We start from the raw sequence: 18,760 nt of genomic DNA on the forward strand, positions 1-18,760 counted from the left end.
TCTTCTTTCAGGTGTCCGGCGAGCCAAGACAGGAGCAGAACTGCTTCCAGGTTTTCGATTCAAGAACCGCCGGATCCGCTCCGTCCCTGTACTGTTCGGTCAGTGAGGACTGTTCCGCGCGCAGCCTGTCATAAAGACGGTTGGTTTTTTCGATAAAGCCGCTGTCCGAAGGAAGAGGTACAAACCGGCAGGTATTTTTTACCGTCCGGATGGCGTTGTATACGGAACGGTAGGAAGGATCCTGGAAACTGTAGCTGTCAATTGCCTGAAAAGCCTCTTCGGTTACGGGGAAATACCCCGTTTCCGCGGCAAAATCCAGGTTGCGCTCGCTTTCCGTAAGCCAGTGAAGAAAAACCGAGGCGGCTTCGGCTTTTTTGCTGTCTGTTTTCAGGGCGCAGATCCCGCAGCCTGTCTGAGGAGCCAGCGGGTCCGAGCCTGATTCCGAACTGGCGGAAGTGGGAAGAGGAAGTACCTTCAGATTCATGGGCTCTGTGGTGTTGTCGGAAAAAGTAACTGTGTCATTAAAATAAAGAACAGCGGCACTGGAACCTGTTCCGGCAGGGACTTCGCCGGTCATCATCTGGGTGTTGGCGTAAAGGTCAGAGATGATAATATCGCCCCGGATCAGTGCCTCGGCGAACGGTTTCCATGTACTTCGCAGTACCGGATCGGAGCAGTCATAATAACCGTTTTTTATGATCTGTGCCGCGCCTTTTTCCCGTGCGCAGAGATCTACGTTCTGGACCAGGTAATCAAACGCGCAGAAGGGCTTTCCGCCCGACCATTCCCGGTACCTCTCCGCTGTGCGGAAAAATCCGTCCCAGGTCCGCAGGCTGCTGTAGCCGATATCGGTATCGGCCAGGAAACGGTCAAACTCCGTCCCATTTACATAAAGAAGCCGGGTGGATTTACAGAGGGGAAAGACACACAGACGATCCTGCAAAATTCCCTCTTCCAAGAAGGCATCGACATAGGATTCCAGTTCCTCCCCGGAAAAGTAATCCGACCAGTTAACCAGATTCTCCGGCCCCAGAAGAGAAGCCGTTCCGGGGTAACACAGGAACAGATCCGGCATACTGCCTGCGCCGGGTTCCTCCGCCTGTGCGGCCAGCAGCTGCTCTCCTATATCGGAAGCATTCGACATCCTGGTCACATTGATGATGATTCCTTTCTTCATGCCGACCGTTTCATTAAATTCCTGTACCAGGAGGTTCATCGGGGAGCCCACCTGTTCTCCATACACATGCCAGAAGGTCAGTGTTACGGGATCCGAAGGATTCAGATGGCTTCTTCCGGAGCAGGAGGACAGGACCGGCTGACAGGCCAGAAGCAGAAAAGAGAGCAGAAATAAAAATATTGGCTGTTTTTTCATATGCGGTCACCTGTGAATCGTATATTTTTTTCATTTCCCCCTCAAAACGGGGGTTTCAGATGGGGACAAAAACAGAACTATCAGTATATTAAACGGTGTAAGACATCGGTGCGCACACGATAGCAAGAAGATTCTGAAATTATTATACACGATGAAGAGAGATTGGGAAAGGAGGCATTGCGATGAAGAAACAGAAGAAGGAAAATTCATTCAAAAGAGGGTCTGTTCTCATAGGGTTCTGTATCTTGTGCCTTTTGGCAGCGGCTCTTGCCGGATGCGGCGGAAAGAGCATGAAAGGAAGCAAATATCTGGGTAAATGGAATGCCGTTTCGGCCGAGATGTCAGGAATGGAATTTTCCGTATCGGATTTTATGGACGAATTCTCGATTATCTTAAAGGAGGATGGGACCTGCGAGGCGCATATTGATGATGAAGTGGAGACCGGAAAGTGGGAGGAAACAGAAACCGGTGTGAAAATTAAGGATTCCACGGAAACCCTGGAGATGAATGAGAAAGATGGCCATTTGTATATAGAATATGAGGGAGTCAGCTTCCGCTTTGAAAAAGAGGGAAGTGAGAGCGCAGTTTCCTCCGATTCTGCATCCGCGGATACGGAAAGTGTGAAGGCGGAAGTGTCTGCTTCTTCTGCGGGGGCGGAAAAGGAATCCGGGACGGACGAAGCGGCATCCGCTGAAAGCAGGGATACCAGCGGCACACACATGGAAATGACACTCTGGGATATTTATTATCCGGAAGGCTGGACAGAGAATGAAGACGACAAGGGCGACAGCGAGACCAACAGCTATGGACGGCTGGAATATAAGCAGGGGGAGGAAGTCCTGTTATCCGTGGGAATTACCGCTACCGTGGAAGACTGCGGCGGGTACCGGGATTTTCTCCATGCCTCCGGTATTGACGCGCACGCCCTTGTAGTAGACAAGTCAGTAGAGCAGGAAAACATCGGCGGGGTTCCCTGCATTGTCTCCGAAACGACCAGCTGGGGGGAACCGGTTCTAACCTATATGGGAAGAGATGTCGGCTCCGGAACCACGGTAAAGGTCAGTATAACAGGCGAGTACTCGGATCCGGAGGTGGATAAGCTGATCAAGAACCTGGCATTTCATCTGGAAGATACCGGGAATGAAGATTATCCCTGGCCGTGGGAGGGGGAAGTATTTTCTACCGACAGCGAACACTCCAAGATGATCGCAGATACCACGATAACCTCTGTGTGGGTACCGTTTGAGGAGCCGCTTCTGGCGTACGACATTTTCAGCGGGAGAATCGCTTCCGTGGGAGAGAGCCTGTATGTACTGCTGGATAATGTCCTTTATGAGTACACACTGGGAGAGAAGCTGACACTGAAAAGCACGATGGAGCTGGAGGATGATTATGAGGAACTCTCTGCCGATCAGAACGGGAACTTGTACCTGACGGGCTTTATGTCGCCGATGCTTACGATAAAGGACGGAGAAATCACAGCAACGAATGACGATATTGATCAGGCAGTCATACACAGCAGCGGAACCTGGGGAATCTCCTGGTTCTTCGGGTCAGAGCCGGAGAAGGTGACCATCGACGGGAGCAAGGCATCCAAAGAAGCATGGCCGATTCTTCCAGAAGAAAGCGTTGGGACAGCCCGCCTGAGTGAAAACCATATCTTCATCTCCGGCACGGATCCGGAGAGTCAGAATGAAGCGATCTGGGTTTTCGACATGGAGGGAAATCAGCAGATGGAGCTTGGAAATCAGGAATACGGCGGAGAACAGTCTCTGGGGAGCATTACAGATGTTGTGGAAACCGAAAACGGCTTTATCGGCCTGGACGGGAATATGCGGGAAATCTTTTTCTGGAAGAGCGACGGCAGCCTGCTGGGATCGGCGGAGGACAGTGAGCTTTTCGGGACAGAGTATCCCTGGATCAGTACAGCAGTAAGACTGCCGGACGGAACCGTGCTGATAGGCCTGACAGAAGACAGGGCGGATAATTCCGCGACAGAGTTTGTCATTTACAGGGTCAGCGGATTCTGAGAGTTCGATCATAAATATAAGAAAAAATAAGCGATTTGAATTACAAAAACATTGACGGTACAGAATCAGCAGATTCTGAGAAAGGAGCGAATATGAGGTATGAAATAAAAGGCGGCAATCTTCCGGTGGTGGAATGCTATCTGCAGGCCGGAGAAGCGATGATGACCGAGAGCGGAAGTATGAGCTGGATGACTCCCAACATGAAAATGGAAACCACTTCCGGCGGAGGCCTCAAGAAGATGTTCGGAAGAATGTTTTCCGGAGAGAGCATCTTCCAGAACCGCTATACAGCCCAGAACGGAGAAGGAATGATTGCCTTCGCCTCCAGCTTTCCGGGCTCGATCAATGCCATTGAAATTGCACCGGGGAAAAGCGTCATTGTGCAGAAAAAGGCCTACCTTGCCGCGCAGGAAAGCGTAGAGCTGTCCATGTACTTTCAGAAAAGCCTCGGGAAAGGCCTTTTTGGAGGAGAGGGATTTGTCATGCAGAAGCTCTCCGGCCAGGGAACCGCATTTATTGAAATAGACGGTTATGGCTGTGAATATATCCTGAAAGAAGGGCAGGAAATGATCGTGGACACCGGCTATCTGGCGGCTATGGATGAAACCTGTAGCATGGAGGTGGTGACCGTTCCCGGAGTGAAAAATATGCTGCTGGGCGGTGAGGGCGTTTTTAATACCGTGGTCCGCGGTCCGGGAAAAATTATCCTTCAGACCATGCCCATTTCTAATGTGGCGGCGCTTCTGGCACCGTATTTTCAGAATAAGTCCTGATAAGCAGGATAGGAAGCCCTGAAAATCAGGCTATCCGGTAAGGATTTAATAGGTGGGATAGGCCTGAATCCCGGAAAGCGCGATCCAGATAAGCAAGAACCAGAACTGAATTTTTATTTGTAACAAGATTTCCATTTGTGTATACTAGAGACGGTTCGGAACAATCTGATATAGGTTAATATATTTGGATGGTTCTATCGCCTGAAGAGGCTGTGAGTAGAAATTAATTCTTTATAATTATTGATGTATCCTGTTGGTAAGGGGATGATCTTGATGTAAAAGATCATCCCCTTACCTTTGGGAAGAAAAAAGAACTTTAATTTTTTACAATTATATACTTTAATTATTTATTATTATGTAAAAATTGAAATCTCTGACAAATGAGCTATAATCATATTATAAAATCAAATGCTTATTTGTGCGGAAGGAGGGTGATAAAATTTGGTGAAATATATTGCTCATATCAAAGACAATAATTTGTGTTCTGATGATGCTCAAAATAAGGAGCGTGATATTGATTCGCTTCCGGATTCCTACAAGCAAACGCTTTGCAGCCACCTGTTGGGGACAGCAGCCCTGGCTGAATCCTTTGCGGTTGAACCCTGGAAATCTTTGGCTTATAATGCCGGACTGCTTCACGATATCGGAAAATATCAGGAAGCTTTTCAGAAAAGAATCAGGGGAGCAGCCCTGCGTGTAGATCACTCTACCTGTGGTGCTATTGAGGCGGCAGAGAGAAAGGACATTCAGAATCCGGAAAAAGCATTTCTTGAATATTGCATTGCAGGCCATCACGCTGGACTTCCGGATGGCGGACAGAAAGAGGATCTGCCGGAGGATGATTCTTCGAGCGGACATACACTGTACGCTAGGTTGAAAAAAACAGATTTCGACCCCTATGATGCATATAAGAAAGATTTTGAACGGAAAAATATTGACATTAAAGAAATTGATAAAAAAAGTCTATCCAGATATCTGATGGACGGATTTAATCCCGCAGAATATTCGGATCAAGAAAAATTGGCTGGCGTTTTTTACGATGAAATTTCTTTTATGATACGGTATTGCTATTCCTGCCTGGTTGATGCAGATGCCCTTGACACGGAACGCTTTTGTAAAGGTGTAGAGAGGACAACGCTGAAAACGGATTTTCAAGTATGCCTTCAAAAACTGAATGACCAGTTTGATAAGTTTCGAAAAAAGAAGGATCAGACAAGCTTGCAGCTTGCGAGAACGGAAATTCAGGAACAGGCTTTTCAGAATATTCATGAAGATGCTGACATTTATCTCATGAGTATGCCGACAGGCAGTGGGAAAACGCTGTGCAGCGCAAAATGTTCCTTGATCAAGGCTCTGGAAACAGGTAAAAAACACATTATATATGTAATTCCATATAACAGCATTATTACACAGACTGCACAGGAACTGAACAACATATTTAATGACAATGACAAAGACAAAGGCGGGCAGACAGTGGCGCATATATTGCGCCACCAGTCAACGTATTCTGTTGAGGACGATGAAAATGCAGATGAAGCCTACAAGCTTCAGGTTAATCAGGCCACAGAAAATTGGGACGCGGATTTTATCATCACAACAGAAGTACAATTTTTCGAGACACTGTTTTCTAATACGCGGAATAAGCTCCGAAAAATGCATAATATGGCTGACAGCATTCTTGTTTTTGACGAGGCGCATCTGATGCCCGCAGAATTCCTCCAGCCGTGTCTGGAAGGTGTTTCGATTTTAACAAAAAAGCTTGGCTGTAAAGCAATTTTCCTTACGGCAACCATGCCGGATTATCGGGAACTGCTCAGCAAATATACATTTCATGATCTGCGGGTAAAAGAACTTGTTCCTGACCAGACAGATTTCAAGCCGTTTCATAAATGTACCTACAAATATATAAAAAACCAATCACTTGAACAACTGGCGGATAAAGTCGGGAAAAACGGCTCCACACTTGTGGTTGTCAATACAAGAAGAAAGGCGCGCGAATTATACAACTTCCTTGGGGGAGGGCACAGGAAGAACCTCTACCATCTGTCCACGCTGATGACCAAGAAGGATCTTCAGGAAACCATAGATGAAATAAAGAAAAAATTAGGGGAGGCTGCCAGGCAGGGAGAAGTTACCTCCGCAGACCCTGTCATTGTCATTTCTACTTCGCTTATTGAGGCCGGGGTTGATCTGGATTTCCGTACTGCCTACAGAGAAATGGCCGGGTTGGACAGCATTCTGCAGACAGGAGGAAGATGCAATCGCGAGGGCATATGGGATAGCGGAGAGGTTTTTATCTTCGATTTTGCAGAGAAAATCGTGGGAAAGCAACCGTTCCGAGATATTAAGACAGATGTTACATCAAAACTCTTCGATGAATTCTCGGATATTTCAGATGAAGCCTGCGTCAGAGAGTTTTATCGCAGAGTATCTCTGGCTGAAGCAGAGAAACATGTCGAGAAATCTATGCACAGTCAGATGAAAGAAAAAGGAATATCACTGAAATCTAAAAGCGCAATGTACTCGATTCCTTTTGCCTCTTATGACGGGAAGATCATTCTAAGCCGGGATGAGAGTATAATTATCCCAGAGGATAAAAATGCGGAAGATCTGGTTAACCGGATTCGATATGGTGGGATGTCTGGAGAGACACTTAGAAGGCTGCAGGAATATACCTGTAATGTACCGCGGAGAGATCTGGATCAGCTTATGTATCAGGGGGTGATAGAAAATCTGGCAGAAAGCGGTTCCGGTAATACGAACCAAAGCCGGACGGGAAATAATGGTATTTTTGTGCTTACCAATAAAGCGCAGTATTACAGGAAAGATATAGGCATTTTATTGGAAGGAGGTGATTTTATTGTCGATTAAGGTGATTGTAAGCGGAAAAAGAGCCTGCTTTACAAGACCGGAAATGAAAGCAGAACGTGTCAGCTATGATGTTCCGACGCCGGGAGCTCTGGAGGGCTTGCTGAAAAGTATTTATTGGAAACCGGCAATGCGCTATGTAATAGACCGCATAATTGTATTTAATCCGGTTGAGTTTACAAGTGTCCGCAGAAATGAGGTGAAATCGAAGGTAAAACTTGGCAAAATGAAGGCGCAGATGAAGGAGGCAGAAGAGGTTAAACAGGGAAAACGAGATGCTATTACAACGGATCCCCGTATTTATACCAATATCGGGGATGAGCGTACGCAGAGAGCTTCTATGATTCTGAAAAATGTCCGCTATGGCGTAGAATTCCATGTAGAACTCACTGGTATTCGCTGCGAGAGGGAGCAAGAAGAATGTGATCCATTAAAAAAACATCAGGCGGAATTTATCCGCCGCTGCAGAAAAGGCCAATATTTCAGGCAGCCTTGTCTGGGATGTGCGGAATTTCCGGCAGAGGTGGTTTTAACCGATTCTTTTCAACTGAATGAAGTTTGCGAGGAAAACAAAGGCAGGCATGATCTGGGGTATATGCTTTACAGGGTCTGCTTCCGGGACGGCGGGCGTCCGGTTCATGGAGACTGGGAGAAAAAAGTGTTTTCCGATGAGGCAGAGAGTCTGTTTTACCGTCCGATCATGGAGGACGGCATTATAGATGTCGCCCGTTACAAGGAGGCGGTTACATGCTGATCAGCGCACTTTGCGATTACTATACAGTCCTTTCCGAGAATCATAAACTTAAGGAAGCAGGATATGCAGATTGCGATATAAGTTACTTTATCTTATTGACATCGGACGGCAGACTGGCCGGTTTTCGCGATAACAGGATAGAACGGACAATAAAAGATAAAAAAGGTAAAGAAAAAATTATCCTTGTGCCGCAGGCGGTCAGCCTTCCGGAGAGACCTCGGTCAACGACAATCAGCGCAAATTTTGTCGAGGTGCGTCCCGGATATATTTTCGGACTGGAATATCAAACAGATAAAAGCACAGGCAGAGAATATCTTTCAACGGAAACAGAAGGCAGAACAGACAAGCAAAAGGAACGACTTAAGCTGCAGCACCAGAGCTTCTGCGAGGAAGTCTTGCGTGATTTTGGTTCAATGTCTTCGCCTCTGGCGAAAGCTTATGTACAATTTGCCAGGAAATGGAATCCGGAAGCGGAAACAGAAAATCAGGTTTTACTGGGGATAAAGTCTGATCTGAACAAGGTTAAATTTGCCTTTTGCCTTGAAGGCCACCCGGAGCTTCTGCTTCAGGATGATGAAGAGGTAAAAGAAAAATGGCGGGAACTTTCCCGGAAAACAGACGAAGAACCTGAAAAGAAAGCGTATATTTGCCAGTGCTCGGTAACAGGAGAAAAGCTGCCTGTAGCAGAGGTACATGATTCAATGGTATCCGGATCCGGTGTTGGCATACGAAATGCCGGTATAAATCCCAGCCTGGTAAATTTTAAGCCGGAATCCTTTTTATCTTATAATCATAGGCAGGGAGAAAATGCCTGTATTTCAGCAAAAGCCATGAAGCAGTATACCAGAGCATTGAATTTTCTTTTGAAAAGCCCGTCAAATCACTGCTACATGGATGGGCAGACAATGATTTACTGGTCTGTAGACGGGAATCCTGCAAATGATTTCTTTATGGGGTGCATTTTTGAGGAACAGTCCGAACAGTATGAAGAGGGAGAGCTGGAATCCGCACTTTCTCAATTAATGAAGGATGCGCTGAATGGCACTGCCACTTCCTATAAGTTTAAGGATATTGAACAGCGGATTACCACCGGATCAGAATATTACATTGTCGGATTAGCCCCCAATGCTTCCCGCATACAGGTGAAATTTATCTGCCGTCAGAAATTCGGTAAATTGCTTCATAATATCGCCAGATTTCAGAGTGAGATGCAGATTCAGGAGGCAGGTAAACCGGTTGCGTTCTGGCGTGTGAAAAAAGAGCTGGTGTCTCCGGCTTCCACACATCCGGAGGATGACGATACACCGTTTGATTCTGTTCTTCAGGCAATCTTTAATGGAACGGATTATCCTTCCTGGTGTTTAAAGAGAATGGTAACACGTGTCAGAAAAGATTCGGACAAAGAAAACAACAAATTTATCCGCCTGAACAGGGTCCGGGCAGGGTTTATAAAGGCATGTCTGATCAGACATACAAAGGAGGAGATAAGCATGTCATATGACAGCGGCAGCAGAAATCCGGCATATGTAAGCGGGGCAATTTTTGCCATTCTTCAGATGATACAAGAGGAAGCTTCCAGCCCTGTAAAAACAACGGAGAAGGAAACAGATAAATACGCAAAGACAGAGGAAGGTGCGGAGGGCAGACCTGCAAAATTGAACAGAACGATTAAAGACGCTTATTTCAGTATGGCGGTATCCAATCCTGCGGCGGTTATGCCAAGGCTGATAAAGCTTTCGAACTTTCATCTTAAAAAGTTAAGAAGAGATCATCCGGAGTATGTGAAAAGATATGAGAGTGCGCTTGCAGACGCGATGGAAAAATTAGACGGCGCTTTTCCGAGAACGCTGGATTTGTATGATCAGGGAAGATTTATTCTGGGGTATTACCAAAGATACAATGCGTTTTTCAAGAAAAAAGAAAAATAAAAAATTTCACAGGAGGGAAAAAAGATGCTGGAAAATAAATATGATTTTGTGTATCTGTTTGATGTAACCAATGGTAATCCAAATGGGGATCCGGATGCTGGAAACGAACCGCGCATGGACGCTGAGACCGGTATGGGATATGTAACGGATGTCTGTCTGAAAAGAAAAGTCAGAAACTACGTGGATCTTGTTAAAAACGGAGAAGAAGGATTCAATATCTTAATTAAAAATGATAAGCCATTAAATGATAAATTTAAGGCAGCGTATGAAGCAGAAGGGCTTGCGGTAGATAAAACCAAGAAGGGAACGGATCTTCCTACGGAGTTAAAAGCACAGCAGTATATGTGCAGAAATTATTATGATGTTAGAGCCTTCGGGGCGGTTATGTCTACCGGAAATAATTCCTGCGGGATTGTCAGGGGACCGGTTCAGTTCAGCTTTGCGGACAGTATTTCCCCGATCTATGTCAATAATGTGACAATTACCCGGCAGGCCAAAACCGACCAGAAAAGGGCGGAAAAAGGCGATACGGAAATGGGAAACAAAAGCATTATCCCCTATGCTCTCTATCGCATGAGCGGGCATATCTCGGCAGCTTTGGCAAATAAAATCACCGGGCTTACAGAAGAGGACGTAGATTTACTATGGAAGGCATTGCTCAATTTATTTGACGAAGACCGGAGCGCGGCCAGAGGGGATATGGAAGTACGGGGACTCTATGTTTTTAAGCACGAAAGCGTATTGGGGAATGCTCATTTCCCGGAATTAAACAAAAAAATATCTGTGGCATTGAAGGAAGGCATTACAGTTCCGAGAAAGTTTGAAGATTATGAGATAAAAGTTGATACCTCTATGCCGGAAGGAGTTTCTTTGATTCCGTATTGTTGAGATATTTATAATGCCAGAATGAATCGCGGGCATTGTGCCTGTCGATTCATCCTGGAAAGGATAAAACGGACTGCATAATTTTATGGAAGAAATTAGTGTAAGTATACGAAATATACAGCATTTTCTGTATTGCCCTCACCGGTGGGGCTTAATCAACATCGAGTGTTCATGGGATGAAAACTATTTTGTGACAAAAGGAAATATAATCCACGACAGAGTGCATGACCCCGATAATTCCTATGTCGCCAGGAATAAGCAGGTGTTAACATCCGTCAGGGCTTACAATGATTTACTGGGCATATATGGTGTTACTGACTGCATTGAACTGACAAAGCGCAAGGATGGGATCAGAATGCAAGGATTCCCTGACCGCTACCAGTTAGCGATTGTTGAATACAAGCCTCGAAAACCCAAAAACAACTTATTTAATGAAGATGATGCCCTTCAGGTTTTTGCACAGAAGCTCTGTGTAGATTCTATTTTTCACTGTGACGCAGAGGGAATCCTATTTTATGCGGATGTGAAAAAAAGAATCCATCTTCCGCTGAATGAAAATTATGAAAGGTATTTGGCAATCATCCGACAGGTTCTTGATAAAATCCGCGATTATACAATGAAGGGTGAGATACCTCCGATTCGTAAAAATCAAAAGTGCAGCGGATGTTCCTTCAAGAATACATGCAATCCGCAAATAATAAAACGAAACAGACATGAGACCTTTCTGGAAATGGTGAAACAGGAAAGCTGAATGCTCCATCAGACAGGAGGAAAATGTGAGAAAGCTGCTAAATACAATTTATGTTACAAATTCAGATGCTTATCTGTCGCTTGAAAATAATAACCTTGTTTGTACCGTTGAAAAGGAGACTCTACTAAAAATCCCGCTCGATAATGTGGAAAATATTGTCTGCTTCAATTATCTGGGGTGTTCCACAGGGTTAATGGGAGAGTGTGTGAAAAAAAGAATTCCACTTAATTTCATGTCTCCGGAGGGAAGATTTCTCGCGAAAGTATTCGGTGAAACCAAAGGCAATGTTTTTCTGCGGGTTGAGCAGATTGACAAGTTTCGAGAAAACGGATTGCAGATGGCAAAAAACGAAATGGCAGCAAAATTCAGTAATTGCATTTATACCATGAAACGTACACTTCATGATCATGCTGAATTAAAGGAAGACGCGGCAATGGCAGAAGCGTTACAGGTGTTGAAAGAAGGTGTTGAAAAAGCAGAGGAATGTGATTCGGTGGACTTGCTTTTGGGGATTGAAGGAAATTGTGCCAGCATCTATTTTGGTATCTTTTCAAAATTAATTACGGGGAACAATCTTGCGGAAACATTTCAATATAGGAATAAAAGACCGCCGCTTGATCCTGTAAATGCATTGCTGTCCTTTGTATATACGCTTGAAATGATTGATTGTTCTGCTGCTTTAGAAACAGTCGGTCTGGACAGCTACATCGGATTTTACCATACGCTTCGCAGTGGCCGTGCGTCACTTGCATGTGATCTGGTTGAAGAATTCCGTGGGATAGGTGAACGGTTTGTTTTGACCTTATTAAATTTGAAAGTAATTAGCGAAGAGGATTTTGAAAAGCAGCTTACCGGAGCGGTTTTACTGAACGATAATGGCAGAAAAAAGCTGCTCACAAAATGGCAGGAGAAAAAAAGAACGGAGATTTATCATCCTGTACTAAAGGAAAATATTCCTTATGGGCTCCTGCCGTATGTGCAGAGCAATCTTCTGGCTAAATATGTCAGGGGTGAGGTGGAGGAATATATTCCTCTTTTGTTAAAAAGAACGGTAAAATAAAGGTAGAGCAGGAATTAGCAATATGATGGTTGTGATCAGCTATGATGTTTCTACAGAAACAGCAGATGGTAAAAAAAGACTGCGCAAGGTCGCAAAAGCGTGTGAGTCTCATGCACAGCGTGTACAAAATTCCGTATTTGAAGCAGATCTTGATTATTCTTCATTTATGAAATTAAAGGGAGAATTATTAAAGATCATGAATAAGGATACGGATAGTATGCGGTTTTATTATCTGGGAAATCACTGGCAGAGAAAAGTTGAACATTTTGGCATAAAAAAAGGATATAATCCTGAAGGTACTATAATTGTGTAAACTGATAAGCACATGGCGAACCAGATATGATTGAAATACGCTGGAAGGTTCGCAGAGGTTTTATCTGTTTTTGGAGAAAAATACCTTCTCAAATATAGTATAATTCCGCCTCTTTCGCTACATATGGGTGAGGATTGCAACTTTTTTGCAAAATGTTGCGGTCACGCCTCGCGAGAGGCGTGTGAGTAGAAATCATCTGCATCAGCTGCACAGGTGAGTCAGAACTCGTCACGCCTCGCGAGAGGCGTGTGAGTAGAAATATCAGATCAGGAAGCAGCGCATCTCTGAACTCTGGTCACGCCTCGCGAGAGGCGTGTGAGTAGAAATTCAACGGAATAAAAGTATTTCCGCTGTGAATATCGTCACGCCTCGCGAGAGGCGTGTGAGTAGAAATCTTGATGCGTGTGACAACGATAGCACGGTTGTATGGTCACGCCTCGCGAGAGGCGTGTGAGTAGAAATGTTGTGTTTGTTCAGGTTCGCAACCGCTGCTGCCGCAAGTCACGCCTCGCGAGAGGCGTGTGAGTAGAAATTTTGGAGCCTTGCAAGCAGTAATAAGCGGGTATGTCACGCCTCGCGAGAGGCGTGTGAGTAGAAATTTTTTGCGGTTTCCACTTCCTTTTCGGATTTTTCGTCACGCCTCGCGAGAGGCGTGTGAGTAGAAATTGCGAAGGAGTACAGCGATGTGACCAGCGAGCTGGTCACGCCTCGCGAGAGGCGTGTGAGTAGAAATCAAATCCGCCCAGAATTATGCGTCGGGCATTGGCGTCACGCCTCGCGAGAGGCGTGTGAGTAGAAATGGATGCTGTGTCAGACATGGTAGGGAAAATCCTGTCACGCCTCGCGAGAGGCGTGTGAGTAGAAATCTTGTAAAGCGATATTTAATAAATTGCGTCAAAGTCACGCCTCGCGAGAGGCGTGTGAGTAGAAATCCAGCTTCTGCCGGATCGTGGCGTCAGCATGATGTCACGCCTCGCGAGAGGCGTGTGAGTAGAAATTTTCCGATGGCATTATGTCACAGCGCGACCATGTCACGCCTCGCGAGAGGCGTGTGAGTAGAAATGCAACCTGAACTGCAGGAACAGGCCGGGCAATGGCGTCACGCCTCGCGAGAGGCGTGTGAGTAGAAATTGCGCAGCTGCCCGCGAATTGGAAGATGTCTGTCCCGTCACGCCTCGCGAGAGGCGTGTGAGTAGAAATCGACAATTTGCCGTCAGAGTCGGTGTCAGCTTCAGCGTCACGCCTCGCGAGAGGCGTGTGAGTAGAAATACTGATAGTGGTAAGAGAACCGATATATCTATTGTCACGCCTCGCGAGAGGCGTGTGAGTAGAAATGAATGCGTTGAAATCTGTGACTGACGCCTCGCTGTCACGCCTCGCGAGAGGCGTGTGAGTAGAAATTTCCAATAATGTGTACAGGCACGGTTGTGATTTGGTCACGCCTCGCGAGAGGCGTGTGAGTAGAAATAAATACGGTTACGTCTTTGCCCTGTACCAGGCTGGTCACGCCTCGCGAGAGGCGTGTGAGTAGAAATCATCCCTTCGACATTCATATACCGTGTCCCAGTGGTCACGCCTCGCGAGAGGCGTGTGAGTAGAAATGAAAAACCAAATGTAGAGCCCCTCGGCAAGAAATTAAAAACGGGCATGCTGTTTTATGGCACACCCGTTTGTTATGTGATTTCCTTCCCGGAAGAATGCGGAATACCGGGACGGAAAATTCACCATTGCTGACGCCTGGCGCAGTTCACCGCCGGCTCAAAGCTTCGCGGCTGTAATGATAAATGGCTTCAATCTGTTTTGCGTTGGATCGTCTGGAAAATACAGCGACTGGTTTTCCTTCGCCGTAGAAATGAATATACTTCTCGACAAATCGATGCCCGGATTCCCAGGCTTCTTCATCTGTTACATCAGCCGGAAGGGGTTCCGGGCTGACGCCGAACACAATTTTGTCGCCATAAACGGGAATAAGGGAATCAAAGTCATTCAGAGGCTGTCCGTTCCAGATATCAATATCCGCCTTGTACATGGCAGGAACTAGCAGTTCGTTTTTCCCGCAGCAGTGGAATTCAAAAATCATGCCGTGCCGATGCGCGCTTTTTACAACCTTTTCCAGATACGGCTCCACCATCTCCATACAAGTATCCAGCGAGAAGAGAGGTGCCTTTTTGGATCCCCAGTCATCATGGAACTGAACTACATCTGTGTGAAAATACCGGTGCAGATGCTCAAACAGCTGATCGTAGAAAACTGTCAGCCGGTCAAAAAGCCTCTTGACGGCATCCTTCTGATCCGCATCGACCAATGCCATCAGGGCATACTGCATATCCATAAAGGAAATGAGACGTTCAAAAAGCCCGCTGACGACATTGATGCAGCTTGTCCTGTTCGTGTCAAAATAAATACCGGCATTCCGCTTCGCACAGCCGTCCCAGTCCCACTGTTCCATATCCGGGAAACGGATGACCTTCTCCCAGTCGTTTGCGTCCTCCAGGACAGGGTGTCCGCCATAGACCATAGATCCCATTGTCTCCGGCACCCAGGTCCAGTTTACGCCGAACATATCCGGTCCGCCTTCATACCCCGGCTCCGGCTGCCTTGCTTCATTTACCATTCCCCTTGCGATATTATCCGGCAGGATCGCCGGGTTGAAAAAAAGCATATCGTGTGTTGTGGGAAACCACGCGGGTTTTCCCTTTTCAAATACTCTGTGATAATTTTCCCTGGCGCTGATCGCACCTTCCGGAATTACCGGCTGAACCGGTTCAACAAATGCCATAGATATCAAATCTCCTTTTCCACCAGTACCAGCCGGAAGTCCCCTTCGCCTCCGGTTTTTGTCCAGTCCGGCGTATATCCAAGTTTCTCATAGAACCCGACAGCCACTGTTCTTGATGTCACCACGATATGTGAGATTCCAAGATCCTTCAGCCAGGCTTCTGCTTCTTTCATTGCAAGGGCGCCATATCCTTTCTTCCGGGCACTTCCGACCGTGACGACGCGTTCAATTTTTCCGGTGTGCTCATCGAGGACATGCAGTCTTACTGTCGCCACCGGCATATTGCCTTCCAGCACAAGGGTGTACCTGGTATCCGGCGTGTCCGTATCGAATTCCATTGCCAGTGTGATATCCGGGAACTCCTTCAGCATACCTTCCACACGTACATAATGGACACCGGCTCTCTGCCATTCTTCTGTCACGCGGATCACCTGAATCTGATTTTTATTCTCTTCCTGCTCCATTGATATACCTTTCCTTATCAGCCGAACTGTGAAACTTATCGGATAAACTCCTGCGGCCGTTTTTGGTATTGCATTCCATTCCATAAATATCAGCCGGGATGTGAAAACTATATGACAAACTCCGGTCCTTCCTGCAGATAGAATTTATGCAGAAATTCTTTTGTCCTGCTGTGCTGCGGATTTTCAAAAACCTGTCTGGGCGTACCGTCTTCCAGGATATGTCCGTTCTCCAGAAAAATGACACGGGAAGCCACCTTTCGCACAAAACTCATCTCATGGGACACCAGAATCATCGTATTTCCGGCTTCCGCGGCTTTTAAGATCGTATCCAGTACTTCTCCGACAAGTTCCGGATCCAGCGCCGATGTGGGCTCATCCAGAAGCAGAAGCTCCGGCTCCATGGCAAGGGCACGCGCGATCGCTACCCTTTGCTGCTGGCCGCCGGAAAGCTGCCGGGGATAATACTGCTGCCTGTCAAGCATTCCGACCTTCCCAAGATATTGTAATGCTTTTGCTTCTGCTTCCGCTTTCGGCACTTTTTTTACAACGATCAGTCCTTCCATTACATTTTCCAGGACTGTTTTCTGCTTAAAAAGATTAAAGGTCTGAAAAACCATGCCGACCCGCTGGCGAAGAGCCACAATATCTTTTTTATTTCTGCTGGTGACATCAAAACGGAAATCCCCGAATTCAATCAGCCCCTTGTTCGGTTTTTCAAGCATATCGATACAGCGGAGCAGTGTAGATTTTCCTGTTCCTGACGGGCCGATAACGGCAATGACATCGCCTTTCTTTACATCGAGATCTATGCTGTCCAGCACGACATTATCCCTGAATTTCTTGGACAGACCTGTTATCTTCACAAGACTCATGCTGCCACCTCCTTTGGAGCAAGCTTCGCCGCCACCTTCTCATCGGGGGTATCCGGAATACTGAAATGCTTTTCAAGCGCAGCCAGTATTCTTTCCAGGATAAATGTCAGTGCCCAATAAATAATGGCAAGAGAGATATAAGATTCAAAGTAACGGAAGTTGTTGCCGGCGAGGATTTGCCCTTCCGCCGTCATCTCGACTACCGAGCAGACAAAGGCAAGGGAGGTTCCCTTCATCATATTGATCAGGGAGTTGCCCAGAGAGGGAAGCGCCACTACAGCCGCTTCCGGAATTGTGACGCGGCGAAGCACCTGTCCTCCGGTCATACCGAGAGAATGCGCCGCTTCCAGCTGTCCCCTGTCCACGGATAAAATGGCCGCACGAAGGCTCTCCGAGTCAAAGGCCGCTTCATTCAATGCAAAGGTGATAATCACAAACAGGATAGACGGTATTTTGTTTACGTTGTAATCTGTCCCGTTGTAATAATTAATATATTTCAGGAACATCGGTATTCCGTAATAGCTGAGATATAACTGCACAATAATCGGTGTTCCGCGCATAAAGGACACATAGATTTTGGAAAGACCGTTCAGAACCGGCACCTGGCGGATCCGGATCATTGCGATCAGCAATCCCAGAAGAATGGCAAAAAACGCTGAAATTACCGTTATTTCAAGTGTGACCGGCAGATATGCCAGCATTTTCGGAATATTGGAAAGTACGACACTAAAATCAAATAAATTGCCCATGATAAAGATCTCCGCATTCTTTTATCTGTGTTTGTTTTAGGAAGAGGAAACAGCTGATGAGCCGCTCACCGATTCGGCGGATCCGGTGCCGGCCTTTTCTTCGACTTCCTTCGGCAGATAATCCCCGTTCAGATATTGTTCGCTGATTTTCAGCGCTGTGCCGTCTGCGACTATTTCCTCAAAGGCCTGGTTGATTTCCTTTGCAAGAGCTTCGCCCTCCTCTGTTTTTGGAAGCAGATAATAGGCGTAGGGATTGCTGGAAATATTGTCTGCCTCGTCCTGGGGAAGTTCCACCGCCTTCAGCTTCAGGCCGTAATCACTCAGATAAGCATTCAGCGTCGTGCGGTCAATGAGCTGGAAATCATACTTCCCGCTCTCGACATTGGACAGCATCGTTGTCAGATCGGACTGCGAATAATTCAATTTTACAGCCTTGTCCGGATTTGCCTCGTTCCATTTCTCCAGCGCTACCGCATACTGCAGTCCCGGCGAAACTTCTGTTGTTTTTCCCGCCAGGTCATCCCAGCTCTTGATCGTATCGTTATCTTCCGGTACTGCTATGACAAATTGGTTCTGGAAGGTCGGCTCTGTGAAGGTGTATTTTTCTTCGCGCTCTTCGGTATAAGACCAGTTGCAGGCAGAAATCTGGTAGATACCGGAATCCAGTCCCGCCGTAAGGGCAGTAAACTCCGCTGTCTTAAACTGAAGATCATATTGGGGAAGCTTTTCAAAAATAGCTTTCAACAGGTCTACATCGTAGCCGACCAATTCTCCGTCATCATTGGTATAGGTAAAAGGACGTACCGTTCCGGCTGTAGAGCATACGATCGTTGTTTTTTCACCATCGGAAGATGACCCGGATACGTTTTCCGTACTGGCGGAAGCCCCTGCGCCGGAAGAGGACTGATCTCCGGATACCGATTGTGAAACTGAATTTATTGCTGAGGCGGAAGAGGAAGCAGCCTCGCTTCCGGAATCGGAAGTTCCCGAAGAAGCGCCGCATCCGGCAAGCCCCGCGGTTATACTAAGAACAGCAGCCAAGGATATCACTTTTTCTGCGGTGATGATTCGTTTTCTCATTTTCATTTTCTCCTTCCTGTTTTTTCCTTTCCTTCCTGAATCCCGAAGTCTGATGGATGTGTCCTGTCTTTCTTTTTTGAAC

15 protein-coding genes and 1 CRISPR repeat array are annotated in these 18,760 nt (G+C 46.5%); of the genes, 9 read left to right on the forward strand and 6 right to left on the reverse strand.

All coding sequences use genetic code 11. The features are described from left to right. Positions 1 to 7: 7 nt before the first annotated feature. A complete protein-coding gene (locus FYJ60_RS08520; RefSeq protein WP_154458246.1) occupies positions 8 to 1,372 on the reverse strand; it encodes an extracellular solute-binding protein in 1,365 nt (454 codons plus the stop codon). A 182-nt stretch (positions 1,373 to 1,554) separates the two neighbouring features. Between FYJ60_RS08520 and FYJ60_RS08525 the strand changes: the two genes are divergently transcribed. From FYJ60_RS08525 to cas2, 9 genes are all read left to right on the forward strand, one after another. Then, positions 1,555 to 3,402, forward strand: coding sequence for a hypothetical protein (locus FYJ60_RS08525; RefSeq protein ID WP_154458247.1), 1,848 nt, complete (start codon positions 1,555 to 1,557; stop codon positions 3,400 to 3,402). Positions 3,403 to 3,494: 92 nt separating this feature from the next. Then, positions 3,495 to 4,175, forward strand: a complete 681-nt coding sequence (locus FYJ60_RS08530) for a TIGR00266 family protein (RefSeq protein ID WP_154458248.1) — start codon at positions 3,495 to 3,497, stop codon at positions 4,173 to 4,175. 444 nt (positions 4,176 to 4,619) lie between these two features. After that, on the forward strand, positions 4,620 to 7,046 hold the full coding sequence (gene cas3, locus FYJ60_RS08535) for a CRISPR-associated helicase Cas3' (protein WP_330579165.1): 2,427 nt from the start codon (positions 4,620 to 4,622) through the stop codon (positions 7,044 to 7,046). Continuing rightward, entirely contained in the window at positions 7,027 to 7,797 is a 771-nt protein-coding gene (gene cas5c, locus FYJ60_RS08540; RefSeq protein WP_408609145.1) for a type I-C CRISPR-associated protein Cas5c, read from the forward strand. The genes cas3 and cas5c overlap by 20 nt, the downstream gene beginning before the upstream one ends. Next, complete coding sequence (gene cas8c, locus FYJ60_RS08545) at positions 7,791 to 9,725, forward strand: type I-C CRISPR-associated protein Cas8c/Csd1 (RefSeq protein ID WP_154458251.1); 1,935 nt, start codon at positions 7,791 to 7,793, stop codon at positions 9,723 to 9,725. Before cas5c ends, cas8c begins: the two co-directional genes overlap by 7 nt. A 24-nt stretch (positions 9,726 to 9,749) precedes the next feature. After that, the gene (gene cas7c, locus FYJ60_RS08550) at positions 9,750 to 10,613 is read left to right on the forward strand and encodes a type I-C CRISPR-associated protein Cas7/Csd2 (protein WP_154458252.1); all 864 of its coding nucleotides are present in this window, start codon (positions 9,750 to 9,752) and stop codon (positions 10,611 to 10,613) included. Between the two features lie 82 nt (positions 10,614 to 10,695). Beyond that, the gene (gene cas4, locus FYJ60_RS08555) at positions 10,696 to 11,361 is read left to right on the forward strand and encodes a CRISPR-associated protein Cas4 (protein WP_154458253.1); all 666 of its coding nucleotides are present in this window, start codon (positions 10,696 to 10,698) and stop codon (positions 11,359 to 11,361) included. Between the two features lie 25 nt (positions 11,362 to 11,386). After that, positions 11,387 to 12,421 (forward strand): type I-C CRISPR-associated endonuclease Cas1c, encoded by a 1,035-nt coding sequence (cas1c, locus tag FYJ60_RS08560; protein ID WP_330579163.1) that lies wholly within the window; start codon positions 11,387 to 11,389, stop codon positions 12,419 to 12,421. Positions 12,422 to 12,443: 22 nt separating this feature from the next. Beyond that, positions 12,444 to 12,734 (forward strand): CRISPR-associated endonuclease Cas2, encoded by a 291-nt coding sequence (cas2, locus tag FYJ60_RS08565; protein WP_154458254.1) that lies wholly within the window; start codon positions 12,444 to 12,446, stop codon positions 12,732 to 12,734. A 160-nt stretch (positions 12,735 to 12,894) separates the two neighbouring features. Continuing rightward, positions 12,895 to 14,336: a CRISPR direct-repeat array (repeat unit 33 nt; unit sequence GTCACGCCTCGCGAGAGGCGTGTGAGTAGAAAT). Between the two features lie 145 nt (positions 14,337 to 14,481). Here cas2 and FYJ60_RS08570 read toward each other — a convergent pair. The 5 genes from FYJ60_RS08570 to FYJ60_RS08590 all read right to left on the reverse strand — a co-directional run bounded on the left by FYJ60_RS08570 (position 14,482) and on the right by FYJ60_RS08590 (position 18,678). Next, positions 14,482 to 15,513: a uroporphyrinogen decarboxylase/cobalamine-independent methonine synthase family protein gene (locus tag FYJ60_RS08570; protein WP_154458255.1), complete on the reverse strand. Its 1,032-nt coding sequence runs from the start codon at positions 15,511 to 15,513 to the stop codon at positions 14,482 to 14,484. 5 nt (positions 15,514 to 15,518) lie between these two features. Then, entirely contained in the window at positions 15,519 to 15,977 is a 459-nt protein-coding gene (locus tag FYJ60_RS08575) for a GNAT family N-acetyltransferase (protein WP_154458256.1), read from the reverse strand. 107 nt (positions 15,978 to 16,084) lie between these two features. Further along, positions 16,085 to 16,849: an amino acid ABC transporter ATP-binding protein gene (locus FYJ60_RS08580; protein WP_154458257.1), complete on the reverse strand. Its 765-nt coding sequence runs from the start codon at positions 16,847 to 16,849 to the stop codon at positions 16,085 to 16,087. Then, positions 16,846 to 17,598, reverse strand: coding sequence for an amino acid ABC transporter permease (locus tag FYJ60_RS08585; RefSeq protein ID WP_154458258.1), 753 nt, complete (start codon positions 17,596 to 17,598; stop codon positions 16,846 to 16,848). Before FYJ60_RS08585 ends, FYJ60_RS08580 begins: the two co-directional genes overlap by 4 nt. A gap of 36 nt (positions 17,599 to 17,634) precedes the next feature. After that, positions 17,635 to 18,678, reverse strand: a complete 1,044-nt coding sequence (locus tag FYJ60_RS08590) for a transporter substrate-binding domain-containing protein (RefSeq protein WP_205839035.1) — start codon at positions 18,676 to 18,678, stop codon at positions 17,635 to 17,637. Between the last annotated feature and the right edge of the window lie 82 nt (positions 18,679 to 18,760).

Origin of the sequence: Bilifractor porci (assembly GCF_009696005.1) — a bacterium.
GTDB classification, from domain to species: Bacteria; Bacillota; Clostridia; order Lachnospirales; family Lachnospiraceae; genus Bilifractor; species Bilifractor porci.

Bases quoted from the DNA above. Each gene is read 5' to 3' on its own strand.
- FYJ60_RS08580 (WP_154458257.1), bottom strand. From the start codon at position 16,849: ATGAGTCTTGTGAAGATAACAGGTCTGTCCAAGAAATTCAGGGATAAT.
- FYJ60_RS08590 (WP_205839035.1), bottom strand. From the start codon at position 18,678: ATGAGAAAACGAATCATCACCGCAGAAAAAGTGATATCCTTGGCTGCT.
- cas8c (WP_154458251.1), top strand. From the start codon at position 7,791: ATGCTGATCAGCGCACTTTGCGATTACTATACAGTCCTTTCCGAGAAT.
- FYJ60_RS08585 (WP_154458258.1), bottom strand. From the start codon at position 17,598: ATGGGCAATTTATTTGATTTTAGTGTCGTACTTTCCAATATTCCGAAA.
- FYJ60_RS08525 (WP_154458247.1), top strand. From the start codon at position 1,555: ATGAAGAAACAGAAGAAGGAAAATTCATTCAAAAGAGGGTCTGTTCTC.
- FYJ60_RS08520 (WP_154458246.1), bottom strand. From the start codon at position 1,372: ATGAAAAAACAGCCAATATTTTTATTTCTGCTCTCTTTTCTGCTTCTG.
- FYJ60_RS08530 (WP_154458248.1), top strand. From the start codon at position 3,495: ATGAGGTATGAAATAAAAGGCGGCAATCTTCCGGTGGTGGAATGCTAT.
- cas7c (WP_154458252.1), top strand. From the start codon at position 9,750: ATGCTGGAAAATAAATATGATTTTGTGTATCTGTTTGATGTAACCAAT.
- FYJ60_RS08570 (WP_154458255.1), bottom strand. From the start codon at position 15,513: ATGGCATTTGTTGAACCGGTTCAGCCGGTAATTCCGGAAGGTGCGATC.
- cas4 (WP_154458253.1), top strand. From the start codon at position 10,696: ATGGAAGAAATTAGTGTAAGTATACGAAATATACAGCATTTTCTGTAT.
- FYJ60_RS08575 (WP_154458256.1), bottom strand. From the start codon at position 15,977: ATGGAGCAGGAAGAGAATAAAAATCAGATTCAGGTGATCCGCGTGACA.
- cas2 (WP_154458254.1), top strand. From the start codon at position 12,444: ATGATGGTTGTGATCAGCTATGATGTTTCTACAGAAACAGCAGATGGT.